The following is a 12,468-nucleotide window of genomic DNA, read 5'->3' on the forward strand; positions in this document are numbered from 1 at the left end:
CCCTCCGGGCCGTGGATCGAGGGCGCGCAGATAGGACCTGCGCCGTTCGGCGTCAACGTCATTGCGGCGCGGTGCGGCTTTAGGGCAGGGTCCGCCCCGCCCCATGGTCGACCTCCCCCCGTCCGACGAACCCGTCCCGTCCGCCCGCGCCCTGCTGAAGGAACGCGACTACCTGCTGTTCTGGGGCACCCGCTGGACGGGCAGCTTCGCCAGTCAGATCCAGAGCGTGGCCATGGGCTGGCAGATGTACGCCCTGGCTCGCCTGGAGCGTTCGGTCGAGGAGAGCGCCTTCCTGGTGGGGATGATCGGGCTCGCGGCCTTCGTGCCAGTCTTCCTGCTGACCCTGCCGGCGGGTGAAGCGGCCGACCGCTACGACCGCAAGAAGGTGCTGCTGCTCTGCCTGTCCGGCGAGATCGTCAGCGTCATGACCCTCGCGCTCGCCACCGTGAACGGCCACGCCTCCCCCGCCCTCCTGCTGGGGATCGCGGTGGTGTTCGGCGCCAGCCGCGCGTTCTTCGCCCCCGCCAACACCGCGCTCGGCCCCATGCTGGTGCCGCGAAAGCTGTTGCCTCGGGCCATCGCCTGGAACTCCCTGGCCTGGCAGACCGCCTCGATCGCGGGGCCGGCGGCGGCCGGCCTGCTGGTCGCCCGCTCGGCCGAGACCGCCTATTTCACCACCTTCGGGCTCTACGGGGTCTCGGCGGTGCTGGTGTTCATGATCCGCGGCAACGCCAAGCCCGAGGTGAAGCCGGGGTCGCGCTGGCAGCTGATGCGGGAGGGCCTGTCCTACGTCTGGCGTCAGAAGATCGTTTTCGGGGCCATCTCGCTGGACCTGTTCGCCGTGCTGCTGGGCGGGGCCACGGCCCTGCTCCCGGTCTTCGCCCGCGACGTGCTGCACGTGGGGCCGGAAGGCTTCGGCATCCTGCGGGCCGGGCCGGCGATCGGGGCGACCGCGGTGGCCCTGTGGCTGGCCGCCAATCCCATCCGCCGCCACGCCGGGCGGATCATGTTCCTGGGCGTCGCCGTGTTCGGCCTGGCGACGGTGGCCTTCGGCGTCTCGAAGTCGCTGTGGCTGTCGGTGGCCGCGTTGGCGGTGCTGGGCGGCGCCGACATGCTGAGCGTCTATGTCCGCCAGACCCTGGTGCAGCTCGTCACCCCCGACCACATGCGCGGCCGGGTCGCCTCGGTATCGTCGGTGTTCATCGGCGCCTCCAACGAGCTGGGTGAGTTCGAGAGCGGCGTGGTGGCGCGGCTGCTGGGGCCCGTCGGCGCGGCCATCTTCGGCGGCGTGGGCGCCGTGATGGTCACCGCCCTCTGGGCGCGGCTCTTCCCCGACTTGCGCCGGGCCGACCGGCTCGAATAACTGTCGCCCATTCCGATTTTTTGAATTTCAGGGAGAACGTCATGGGCGCATTGGACGGCAAGGTGGTTCTGGTCACGGGCGGCGGCAACGGCATCGGCCGGGACTGCGCGCTGATCGCGGCGCAGGAAGGCGCCAAGGTGGTGGTCAACGACCTGGGTGCGGGGCTGAAGGGCGACGACGCCGGTTCGGCGGGCCCGGCGGAAGAGGTCGCGGCCCTGATCCGCGCCAATGGCGGCCAGGCGGTGTCGAACTCCGACAGCGTGACCGACCTGGACGCGGTTTACGGGATGGTCGAGCAGGCCAAGAAGGAATTCGGCGGCCTGCATGCGGTCATCAATCCGGCGGGCATCCTGCGCGACGTGATGTTCCACAAGATGACCGAGGCGGACTGGGACGCCGTGATCGCCGTGCACATGCGCGGCTCGTTCAACGTGGCGCGGGCCACCATCGAGCTGTTCCGCGAGCAGAACGACGGCGCCTACATGTTCTTCACGTCCACGTCGGGCCTGTTCGGCAACATCGGCCAGGCGAACTACGGCGCGGCCAAGATGGGCATCGCCGGCCTCTCGCGGATCATCGCCATGGAAGGCGCACGCAATAACGTGCGTTCGAACTGCCTGGCGCCCGTGGCCTGGACGCGGATGACCCAGTCCGTGCCGATCAAGGACGAGGCCGCCGCCGAGCGCCGCAAGGTGATGGCCGAGAAGATCCGCGCCGACCAGCCGGCCCGCTTCTCGGTGGCCATGGTCAGCCCGGCCGCCGCCCACGTCTCGGGCCAGATCTTCGGCTCGTCGGGCGAGAACATCATCCTCTACTCGCAGCCACGTCCCATCGAGACGGTGACCAAGGAGGAGGGCTGGACGGTGCAGTCGATCCTGGAAGAGGCGGTGCCGAAGATGGCGCCGAAGTTCTTCGACCTGAACCGCGCCACCCTGCCCGGCGCCCAGCCGGCCAAGCAGCCGGCCTGACCGCGCGCAGGCGCTGATTTCGAGACGGCGGCGGGCTTGGGTCCGCCGCCGTTTTCGTGTCTGGCGCACCGGTTGCGACGGGCTGTCGCATGAACGTCGGCCTGGTCCATTTTGGCGCAACGCCCCGCAGCACGGCCTACGCCGCTGCGGACGTCGCCGACACGCCGGCCGGCCTCAGCATCACCGGGCGCGCGGCCGAGGGCTTCCAGGTCTCGAACATCCGCCCCGTCGCGCCGGTCGAAAACACCGCTGAGGCTCGCGAGCAGGCCCGGCAGCAGGCGATGGCCGCGCGCGGCGTGGACATGCTGGCCCTATTCAAGATGTCGCCGCAGGCGCGCATCCGGGCCGAGGCCGACATCCTGGCCGATACCGCCCGCCGCACGACCCCGACCCACCTGGCCAACCACATCGACATCCGCGTCTAGAGCGCCGCCGTTTACCGCGGGCGGGCGAACGGGCTAGAGAACCCCGCCATGTCGCACAACACCTTCGGCCACCTCTTCCGCGTGACCACCTGGGGCGAGAGCCACGGGCCGGCGCTGGGCTGCGTGGTCGACGGCTGCCCGCCCGGTATCGGGCTGACCGAGGCCGACATCCAGCCGTGGCTGGACCGCCGCCGGCCGGGCCAGGGCAAGTTCGTCACCCAGCGCCAGGAGCCGGACGCTGTGCGCATCCTGTCGGGCGTGTTCGCCGACGACCGCACGGATGGCCAGGTGACCACCGGCACGCCGATCTCGATGATCATCGAGAACGTCGACCAACGCAGCCGTGACTATTCCGAGATCGCCCAGGCGTTCAGGCCAGGCCACGCCGACTACGCCTATTTCGCCAAGTACGGCGTGCGCGACTATCGCGGCGGCGGCCGGCAGTCGGCGCGGGAGACCGCGGCGCGGGTCGCGGCGGGGGCCGTGGCGCGGAAGATCCTGGATGGGGTCACCATCCGCGGCGCGGTGGTGCAGATCGGCCCACACGCGGTCGACCCGGCGAAGATCGATTTCGGGGTGACCAGCGAAAATCAGTTCTGGGCGCCCGACCCCGCCATCGTGCCCGTGTGGGAAGAGCACCTCGAGAAGATCCGCAAATCCGGCTCGTCGACCGGCGCCGTCGTCGCCGTCGAGGCGACGGGCGTGCCGGCCGGATGGGGCGCGCCGCTCTACGGCAAGCTCGACGCCGAGCTGGCGGCGGCGCTGATGTCGATCAACGCTGCCAAGGGCGTGGAGATCGGCGCGGGCTTCGCCTCGGCGGCCCTGTCGGGCGAGGAGAACGCCGATGAGATGCGGATGGGCAACGACGGCCCGATATTCCTGTCCAACAAGGCCGGCGGCGTGCTGGGGGGAATCTCGACCGGCCAGGCCGTGACGGCGCGCGTGGCGTTCAAACCCACGTCCTCGATCCTGTCGCTGCGCCGGAGCATCGACGAGGCGGGCCACGAGATCGACCTGCGCACGAAGGGCCGCCACGATCCCTGCGTGGGCATTCGCGCCGTGCCGGTAGTCGAGGCGATGGTCGCCTGCGTGCTGGCGGACGCCTTCCTTCGGCACCGCGCCCAGACCGGCCGCGACGCCTTCCGGCCTGGACCATCCGAAGGTTGAGTAGCAATCTACAGACTACCTTTTCGGGAGACCAAGCCGTTGATAGCTCAATGGTTTCCAGTCAAGTAACTATGATACGCCATTGACCGATCGGCGCGGGTCACCCTAATCCCGCAGAACCCGCTCGCGACACAAATTGGGTGTGTTCGGGCGGGACCCCGTCACAGTGGACCGGTAAGATCGCCGCGTGCGTTACGACCTCCTCAAGATCCTGCTGGTGGACGACAACCACTACATGCGGATCCTCCTGGCGGAGATCCTGCGCGCCATCGGCGTGAACCACATCTACGAGGCCAACGACGGGGCCGAGGGCCTGCAGATGATGCGGGACTATCCCATCGACGTGGTGATGACCGACCTCAGCATGCAACCGCTGGACGGGATCGACTTCGTCCGCCTGCTGCGCAATTCGCCCGACAGCCCGAACCAGATGGCGCCGGTGATCATGATCACGGGGCACTCGACCTTCGCCCGGGTGAACGAGGCGCGCGACGCCGGGGTCAGCGAGTTCCTGGCCAAGCCGCTGGCGGCGCGCGGCGTGATCGAGCGGCTGCACCAGGCGATCGAGCACCCCCGGCCGTTCGTACGCACCGACGACTATTTCGGCCCGGACCGCCGCCGACGTAACGATCCGAACTACGCCGGCCTGCGCCGCCGGGCCACGGACGTCCGGAGGCAGGCCGGCTAGAGGTTGAGGGCGCAGCTCTCGCCGATGGTGGGCCGCGAGACGGCGATCCGCGACAATCCGGGGAACTTCACGCGCAAACGCTCAGCGAAGTAGAGGCAGATGTGCTCCAGCGTCGGCCGGTCCAGGCCGGGCTTGTCGTTCAGCAGGCCGTGGTCCAGCTCGCCGGCGACGGCCTTCAGCGCCGCCTCGAGGTCCGCGAGGTCCGCCACCCAGCCGACGGGCTCCTGCGTCTGGCCCCGCACGGTCGCCTCCACCTTGAACGAATGGCCGTGCAGGTTCTGGTAGGGCCGGTGCTCGGGCCCTTCGGCGAAGTAGTGCGCCGCGTCGAAGGTCGCGGCCTTGGTGATCTCGAAGGTCGGTTGGGTCATCGCAAATCTTGGGGCGGCCGAAGCCGCGCGGGCCTCAGGCTATGCCGAGGTATTTGTGGGTTTGGACGCTTAAACGCCAGCGAGGGTGTGCGAGGCAATAGGCGATCGCCGCCTGCGTGTTCGCGGCGCGGTCCGGACCGTCCATGGGCTGAAGCAGGAAACGCTCGAAATCCAGGTGCTCGAAGCGCTCGGGGCGGGCCCTGTCCTGGGGGAACACCAGCTTCAGTTCCTGGCCATGGGTCTGTACGACCGGCGCATCGGCCTTGGGGCTGACGCAGATCCAGTCGATCCCATCCGGCGCGGGCAGCGTGCCGTTAGTCTCCAGGGCGATGGAGAAGCCGCGCGCGTGCAGGGCGTCGATCAGGGCGGAGTCTACCTGAAGCAGGGGCTCGCCGCCGGTGAGGACCACGAGGCGGTTGTCCGCGCCGCCCGTCCACGCCGCCTCGACCGCCGCGGCCAGCGCGTCGGCGTCGGCGAAGCGCCCACCGCCAGGGCCGTCCATGCCCACGAAGTCGGTGTCGCAGAAGGTGCAGACCGCCTTGCCGCGGTCGCGTTCCAGGCCGCTCCACAGGTTGCAGCCGGCGAAACGACAGAACACCGCCGGCCGGCCCGCCTGGCCCCCCTCGCCCTGCAGGGTGAGGAAGATCTCCTTGACCGCGTAGCTCATCCGGCGAGCTCGGGGCGTCCGTCGGCGTTCCAGGCCTCATAGCCGCGCTGACGCAGCTCGCAGGCCGGGCAGGTCCCGCAGCCGTAGCCCCAGGCGTGCAGCGTCCCGCGCTCGCCGAGGTAGCAGGTGTGGCTCTCCTCCACGGTGACGGCCACCAGCGGTTCGCCGCCCAGCGTCTTGGCCAGCGCCCAGGTCTCGGCCTTCGTCAGCCACATCAGCGGCGTCTCGAGGCGGAAGGCCTGCTCCATGCCCAGATTCAGCGCGGCTTGCATGGCGTCCATGGTGGCGCGGCGGCAGTCGGGGTAGCCCGAGAAGTCGGTCTCGCACATCCCGCCAACCAGCACGTTCAGCCCGCGGCGGTCGGCGAGGGCGGCGGCATAGGTCAGGAAAACGAGGTTGCGGCCCGGGACGAAGGTGGAGGGCAGGCCCTTGTCGGTGATCTCGATCGCCCGCTCGGAGGTCATCGCCGTCTCGGCCAAGGCGCCGAAGCTGCGGATGTCGATCATGTGGTCGTCGCCGAGCCGCGGCGTCCAGTCGGGGAACTCGCGCGCGATCCGGGCGCGCACGGCCTGGCGGGCCTCCAGCTCGACGCCGTGGCGCTGGCCATAGTCGAAGCCCACCGTCTCGACGCGGCCGTAGCGGTCCAGGGCCCAGGCGAGGCACGCCGTGGAATCCTGGCCGCCGGAGAAGAGGACAAGGGCGCCGTCAGTCATCGGCCCCATATGGCACCGGCCCCGAGGGGGCGAAAGGCGCCTTTCCGCGAAGCGACGCTAGGTAAGACTCGGTGTTCCGGGCGCCACAGTAGAGGCCGCAATCCCTTACGCTGTCTCGGCTTCCGTTGACAGTTTGTCGCAGCGGGTTGAGCTTCACTTGTGCTGAACGGGGGGCTGCGCCGCCTCTCCGCAGGCTTACGCTCAAGCGGCGTGACGCCGACCACGGACCAAAAAGAGTCCGGGCGGCCCTGGGAGGAACAATATGAGAGATACCCGCACTCTTCGGAGCTTGCTGGCCGTTGGCGTGTCCGCCACGGCCTTGACCGGGCTCGCCATGCCCGCCTTCGCCCAGACCGCAGGCGGCGGCCAGTCCAACGTCATCGAGGAACTGGTCGTCACGGCGCAACGGAAGGAAGAAGCCCTTCAGGACGTTCCGATCGCCGTCTCGGCGTTCGACCAGAACGCGCTGGAGAAATCCAAGATCGACGGCGGCCCCAACCTCGTGCTGGCGGTGCCGAACGTGAACTTCTCCAAGGGGAACTTCACCGGCTACAACTTCCAGATCCGCGGCATCGGCTCGAAGCTGGTGGCCGGTTCGGGCGACGCCGGCACCGGCATCCACCTGAACAACGCCCCGCTGATCGCCAACAACCTGTTCGAGACCGAGTTCTACGACGTCGAGCGGGTGGAAGTGCTCCGGGGCCCGCAGGGCACCCTGTATGGCCGCAACGCCACGGGCGGCGTCGTCAACCTCGTCACGGCCAAGCCGACGGACCAGTTCGAGGGCAACCTCCGGGGCGAGTACGGCAACTACAACACCATGAAGGCCCGCGGGATGATCAACATCCCGCTCAACGACGTGTTCGCCATCCGCCTGGCCGGCTCGTACCTCAAGCGCGACGGGTTCGGTAAGAACATCGTCACCGGCAACGACGCGGACGACCGCGACCTGTTCGGCGCCCGCGCGACGATCTCGTTCAACCCCAGCGACAAGTTCCGCGCCTGGGGCATGTGGGATCACTTCGAGGAAGACGACAACCGCTCGCGGATCGGCAAGCAGATCTGCAGCAAGGATACCGGTCCTGCCACGAACGTCGGCGGCGTGCCGCTGTCGGCCGATCCGAACCAGGCGCAGATCCAGCGCGGCTTCTTCAGCCAGGGCTGCCGCGCCACCTCGCTCTACGCCAACGACGCGTTCGGCACCGTGAACAGCCAGGGGACTCTGGGCGGTCTGTTCGGCGCCCTGGGCGGCTTCCAGAGCGGCGACGCCTATGCCGGCAAGATGCAGACGCCGAGCATCCGCGACATCGAGTCGACCTTCGACCCGATCTACAAGGCCAAGACCGATATCTACGAGTTCAACGCCCAGTTCGACGTCACCGATAGCCTGACCCTGAACTGGCTGACCGCCTATACGGTCTCCAAGCTCTACACGCGCCAGGACTACAATCGCTACACGCCGAGCACGTCGTTCAACGCCGCGGTCAACAGCTGCAACCTGTTCGCGCCGCCCTGCTCGCCGAACCCACCCGCCGCGCAGGTGCCCGCCGCGCTCTACGGCGGGCTCTACGCCAGCCTGTTCCCGAACGGCGCGATCCGGGATCCCCAGAACGGCACGTTCAACCGCTTCACGACCAGCGACATCTCGTCGGGCTACACCACTCAGTGGAGCCATGAGGTGCGCTTCCAGTCGTCGTTCGACGGGCCGTTCAACTTCAACGTCGGCGGCATCTATTCGCGGTTCCAGGCGACCGGCGACTATTACGTGATGTTCAACACGGGCACCGGCTTCTACCAAATCAACAACCAGCTTCTGGCCGGCAACGCCAACTGCACCAGCGGGCCGACCTGCGTCGCCATCGACCCGAACGCCGATCCCAACCGCTCGGGCCGCAACTACTACGACAGCTACGGCCCGTACGACCTGACCTCCTACGCCGCCTTCGGCGAGCTGTACTGGCAGATGTCGGACAACTTCAAATGGACCCTCGGCCTGCGCTACACGGTCGACTCCAAGGACGTGGAGAACCACTCCGTCGTCCTGGGCACCACCGGGTCGGGCATCGGCGGACCGCTGCCGGGGCAGGATGCGATCCTGCACGTGAAGTTCAAGAAGCCCACGGGCCGCTTCGGCTTCGACTGGAAGCCCGATCTCGGCTTCACCGACGACACCCTGATCTATGCGTTCTACTCGCGCGGCTACAAGTCGGGCGGCCTGAACACCCCGCCCAGCCCCGGCATCGGCGTGGTTCCGACCTCGGTGACCTTCAAGCCCGAGCTGATCGACGCCTACGAGATCGGCACGAAAAACACCCTGATGGGTGGCTCCCTGCAGATGAACTTCACCGGGTTCTTCTACGATTATAAGAACTACCAGATCTCGCGGATCATCAACCGCGCCTCCACCAACGACAACATCAACGCCGAGGTGAAGGGTCTCGAGTTCGAGTCGATCTGGCAGCCGGTCCGCGGCCTGCGCTTCAACGCCGCGATCGGCTATCTCGACACGAAGATCAAGGACGCCTCGCTGGTCGACACCTTCGACCGGACGCAGAGCAACCCTGCCCTGACCCTGGTCAAGTCGAGCGCGGCCTCGAACTGCGTCGTCTCCACCCAGGCGGCCGCGACCGCGCTGGCGGTCTCCAGCGGCCTAGTGCCGGGCGTCCCGCCCACCCCGTTCACCCTGCTCGGCGTCTGCACCCTGGCCTCGGCCGCGGGCGCGGGCACCAACATCAACGGGACGGGCGCTATCGCCGCCGGCACCAACGCCTTCGGCGGCCTGGTCTCGGAGGGCGTGCCGGTCGATCTGAGCGGCAACCAGCTGCCGAACGCGCCGCATTGGACGGTCTCGCTGGGCGCCCAGTACACTTGGACGCTGGGCGATTGGGACGCGACGCTGCGCGGCGACTACTACCACCAGACCAAGACGTTCGCGCGGATCTACAACTCGACGCCGGACCGGATCAAAGCCTGGGACAACGTCAACCTGACGCTGACGATCAACAACAGCGACATGGGGGTCGAGGTGGCCGGCTTCGTGAAGAACGCCACCAACGAGAAGGCGATCACCGACTTCTACCTGACGGACGACAGCTCGGGCCTGTTCCGGAACGCCTTCTACACCGAGCCGCGCACCTACGGCGTCTCGGTCACCAAGCGCTGGTAGGACCCCTCCTTCCAGGGAAGCCTTCGGGGGCGGCGGAGCAATCCGCCGCCCCTTTTTCATGGGCGGCAAGCGGGGAGAGATCGAGGCGTTTTCGCCGCCTCCGCCGTTCCACAACCTTCAATTTCCAATTGGTTTCATACTTTTTTGACATATCGGTACGCGCCGAACGCGTTCCGCCGCGCCGCGATCCCTTAGCTGGAAAGGCGTTCATCGATCGGCGTTCATTTTTGCATTTGGAATTCGAAAATGCGGTCTTTTCGCCACAGTATGAAAAAAGCCGCGCCATAACGGCGTAAGTTATCGCTGGTGAGTTGACGACGCGCGCGTAAGCCATTGAGGGTCCGCCGCCCGGACGCCTCCCCGCGTCCGCTCCAACAATATGCAAAACACGAGACCGGACGGCCCGCCGCCCGCGCCTCGGGAGGACCTTCATGTCTCGCAAATCCGCGCCCGCGCGCGCACTTCTGGCCGCCGGCGTCTCGTTCGCCGCGCTCTGCGCCTTCGCCCAACCCGCCCTGGCCCAAGCCGCCGACGAAGGCGCCACGCTCGAAGAGCTGGTGGTCACTGCCGAAAAGCGCGAGCAATCGCTGCAGGACGTTCCGGTGGCCGTGTCGGCCTTCACGTCCGAGCGCCGCGACATCGCCGGCATCACCGGCATCCAGGACTTCGTGAACTTCACACCGGGGATGAACTACTCCGGCACCGACCGCGTCAGCCTGCGCGGCGCCGGCCGCAACACCTTCTACATCGGCAACGACCCGGGCGTGGCGTCCTACTCGGACGGCTTCTACTCGGCCTCGTCGTCCGAGCTGTTCAAGACGCCGCTCTTCATCGAACGGACGGAAATCCTGCGCGGCCCGCAAGGCACGCTGTACGGCCGTAACGCCATCGGGGGCGCGATCAACCAGATCTCCAAGCGCCCGGCCCACGAGTTCGGCGGCGAGATCCGCGCCAGCTACGGCAACTATGACCGCACCCGCATCGAGGGCGTCGTCTCGCTGCCCGTGGCCGACAACCTGCGCTTCAAGGTGGGGGGCAGCCAGGACCACCAACGCGACGGCTTCATCAAGAACATCGGCACCGCCAACGACGGCGCCACCATCAAGCGGACCTACTTCGAATTCCAGATCGAGGCCGAGCCCACCGAGAAGCTGTCGATCTTCGCGCGCTATAATCGCTCGAGCTGGGACGACACCACCGGCGTCGGCGACCGCCTCGCCAACCTGGTCACGCCGTACGACACCACCCGTGTGTTCGGGCCCATCGGCCAGCTGCAGGTCAACCCGCAGTTCGGCTACACGACCGCCAACCCGGGCGTGACCGACCCGTACGTCCAGAACACCAACACCGACGGCTACGGCCAGCTGCGCGGCAACCACGTGCTGACCACGACGGTCAGCTACGACCTGGGCTTCGCCTCGCTGAAGTACATCGGCGGCTTCCAGCAGTACAATTACCAGACCGGCGGCGACAACGACGGCACCAGCCGCACCGCCGGCATCGCCGGGATCCTGGCCGGCCAGCTGTACTTCCCGACCCAGACGACCGACTTCAACGAGCACAAGCGCTACTACTCCAACGAGATCAACCTGACCTCGAACGGCGACGGGCCGCTGCGCTGGATCCTCGGCGTCTACCAGTACGAGGAAGAATATCGTCAGCGCATCCAGCTCGGGAATCCGAACCAGGCCGCGCTGGCCAACCCGCTGACCCTCACGGGCGCGCTGGCGGCGCCGAATCCGCTGCGCAACTACGCCGACACTCAGGCGACCCTGAACTCCAAGGCCTATGCCGTCTTCGGCCAGGCCACCTACGAGCTGAACGAGCAGTTCGCGGTGACGGCGGGCATCCGCTACACCAAGGACAAGAAGGACGGCACCGAGTTCCAGCGCCTGATCATCCAGTCGCCGGCGATCGCGGGCGGCGCGGCGGCGTTCGACGTCTCCACCGACATCGACCCGACGACGCCGGGCGTGCAGAACTTCCGCTCGCTGAAGAACAGCTGGGACGCCGTCACCGGCGTGCTGAACCTGGACTGGACGCCCGACGCGGATACGCTGGGCTACGCCAAGTACAGCCGCGGCTACAAGTCGGGTGGCTTCCTGCTCGGCACCCTGTCGTCGCAGCCAGAGGCCAAGCAGGAACAGGTGGACGCCTTCGAAGTCGGTCTGAAGAAGACGATCGCGCGCAAATTCCAGATCAACGCGGCCGCCTTCTACAACGATTACAAGGACCTGCAGCTCAACCTGTCGCAGCTGAACGCGGCCGGCACCGCGGCGGCGAACAACTTCGTCAACGTCGATGCCGAGGCCTACGGCCTGGAGCTGGAAGCCATCTGGCGGCCGATCGCCAATCTCGACCTGTCGGCCAGCTACGGCTACCTGCACACCAAGATCACCAAGGGCTGCTGCTTCTACGACCCGGCGGACCCGGGCGCCCTCGACCCGAACGCCACGCCTTCGGGCGGTTCGGTGGTCTCGAACGGCACCCGCCTGGTGTTCCAGACCCTGAAGGGCTCGCGCATCTACCAGTCGCCGGAGAACAAGTTCGCCGGCAACGCGAACTACACCTTCAACTTCGCGCCGGGCTCGCTGATCCTGTCGGCCACCTACACTTGGACAGACGAGACGTTCTACCAGCCGTTCAAGAGCGCGGCGAACAAGGTCAAGGCCTACGACGTCACCGACTTCCGCGTGCTGTGGAACGACGCCGACGATCGCTACACCCTGATCGGGTACGTGAAGAACGCCTTCGACCAGAAGGGCTTCACCTCGAATGGCTCGACGACGCCCACGGCGATCTTCGACAGCCCGCCCAACCCGCAGGTGGGCAGCCTCGTCCAGACCCGGACGGCCATCACCCGCGGCCTGATTCAGCCCCGCACCTACGGCGTGGAGCTGCAGTACCGCTTCTAGTTAAGGCGCGTTTCCTCCCATTTACGTG

At 67.5% G+C, this 12,468-nt stretch carries 10 protein-coding genes; 7 read left to right on the plus strand and 3 right to left on the minus strand.

Features of this window, described 5'->3' with window-relative positions; all coding sequences use genetic code 11:
• The first annotated feature begins 103 nt into the window (after nucleotides 1–103).
• From ACODSY_RS15025 to ACODSY_RS15045, 5 genes are all read left to right on the plus strand, one after another.
• Nucleotides 104–1,363 (plus strand): MFS transporter, encoded by a 1,260-nt coding sequence (locus tag ACODSY_RS15025; RefSeq protein WP_488952572.1) that lies wholly within the window; start codon nucleotides 104–106, stop codon nucleotides 1,361–1,363.
• Nucleotides 1,364–1,404: 41 nt separating this feature from the next.
• Nucleotides 1,405–2,331 (plus strand): SDR family NAD(P)-dependent oxidoreductase, encoded by a 927-nt coding sequence (locus ACODSY_RS15030; protein WP_488952573.1) that lies wholly within the window; start codon nucleotides 1,405–1,407, stop codon nucleotides 2,329–2,331.
• An 89-nt stretch (nucleotides 2,332–2,420) separates the two neighbouring features.
• Nucleotides 2,421–2,756: a hypothetical protein gene (locus ACODSY_RS15035; protein ID WP_488952574.1), complete on the plus strand. Its 336-nt coding sequence runs from the start codon at nucleotides 2,421–2,423 to the stop codon at nucleotides 2,754–2,756.
• Nucleotides 2,757–2,804: 48 nt separating this feature from the next.
• A complete protein-coding gene (aroC, locus tag ACODSY_RS15040) occupies nucleotides 2,805–3,923 on the plus strand; it encodes a chorismate synthase (protein ID WP_488952575.1) in 1,119 nt (372 codons plus the stop codon).
• 187 nt (nucleotides 3,924–4,110) lie between these two features.
• Nucleotides 4,111–4,611 carry a response regulator transcription factor gene (locus ACODSY_RS15045; RefSeq protein WP_488952576.1) on the plus strand — a complete coding sequence of 167 codons (501 nt, stop codon included), beginning with the start codon at nucleotides 4,111–4,113 and terminating at the stop codon, nucleotides 4,609–4,611.
• Here the strand turns inward: ACODSY_RS15045 and ACODSY_RS15050 are convergent.
• Genes ACODSY_RS15050 through queC form a run of 3 tightly spaced genes read right to left on the minus strand, consistent with a single transcriptional unit; the run spans nucleotide 4,608 to nucleotide 6,368 of the window.
• Nucleotides 4,608–4,979: a 6-carboxytetrahydropterin synthase gene (locus tag ACODSY_RS15050; protein ID WP_488952577.1), complete on the minus strand. Its 372-nt coding sequence runs from the start codon at nucleotides 4,977–4,979 to the stop codon at nucleotides 4,608–4,610. The genes ACODSY_RS15045 and ACODSY_RS15050 overlap by 4 nt on opposite strands.
• A 34-nt stretch (nucleotides 4,980–5,013) precedes the next feature.
• Nucleotides 5,014–5,646 (minus strand): 7-carboxy-7-deazaguanine synthase, encoded by a 633-nt coding sequence (queE, locus tag ACODSY_RS15055; protein ID WP_488952578.1) that lies wholly within the window; start codon nucleotides 5,644–5,646, stop codon nucleotides 5,014–5,016.
• On the minus strand, nucleotides 5,643–6,368 hold the full coding sequence (gene queC / locus ACODSY_RS15060; protein WP_488952579.1) for a 7-cyano-7-deazaguanine synthase QueC: 726 nt from the start codon (nucleotides 6,366–6,368) through the stop codon (nucleotides 5,643–5,645). Before queC ends, queE begins: the two co-directional genes overlap by 4 nt.
• Before the next feature lie 295 nt (nucleotides 6,369–6,663).
• On the opposite strand from queC, the gene ACODSY_RS15065 reads away from it, so the two are divergent.
• Both ACODSY_RS15065 and ACODSY_RS15070 read left to right on the plus strand, forming a co-directional pair.
• Nucleotides 6,664–9,525 carry a TonB-dependent receptor gene (locus tag ACODSY_RS15065; RefSeq protein ID WP_488952580.1) on the plus strand — a complete coding sequence of 954 codons (2,862 nt, stop codon included), beginning with the start codon at nucleotides 6,664–6,666 and terminating at the stop codon, nucleotides 9,523–9,525.
• Between the two features lie 431 nt (nucleotides 9,526–9,956).
• Complete coding sequence (locus ACODSY_RS15070) at nucleotides 9,957–12,440, plus strand: TonB-dependent receptor (protein ID WP_488952581.1); 2,484 nt, start codon at nucleotides 9,957–9,959, stop codon at nucleotides 12,438–12,440.
• The last annotated feature ends 28 nt before the right edge of the window (nucleotides 12,441–12,468 follow it).

Source organism: Phenylobacterium sp. FG114 (assembly GCF_057809855.1).

Coding starts and splice junctions, on each gene's coding strand:
- ACODSY_RS15025 (WP_488952572.1), top strand. CDS start 104: ATGGTCGACCTCCCCCCGTCCGACGAACCCGTCCCGTCCGCCCGCGCC.
- ACODSY_RS15030 (WP_488952573.1), top strand. CDS start 1,405: ATGGGCGCATTGGACGGCAAGGTGGTTCTGGTCACGGGCGGCGGCAAC.
- ACODSY_RS15035 (WP_488952574.1), top strand. CDS start 2,421: ATGAACGTCGGCCTGGTCCATTTTGGCGCAACGCCCCGCAGCACGGCC.
- aroC (WP_488952575.1), top strand. CDS start 2,805: ATGTCGCACAACACCTTCGGCCACCTCTTCCGCGTGACCACCTGGGGC.
- ACODSY_RS15050 (WP_488952577.1), bottom strand. CDS start 4,979: ATGACCCAACCGACCTTCGAGATCACCAAGGCCGCGACCTTCGACGCG.
- queE (WP_488952578.1), bottom strand. CDS start 5,646: ATGAGCTACGCGGTCAAGGAGATCTTCCTCACCCTGCAGGGCGAGGGG.
- queC (WP_488952579.1), bottom strand. CDS start 6,368: ATGGGGCCGATGACTGACGGCGCCCTTGTCCTCTTCTCCGGCGGCCAG.
- ACODSY_RS15070 (WP_488952581.1), top strand. CDS start 9,957: ATGTCTCGCAAATCCGCGCCCGCGCGCGCACTTCTGGCCGCCGGCGTC.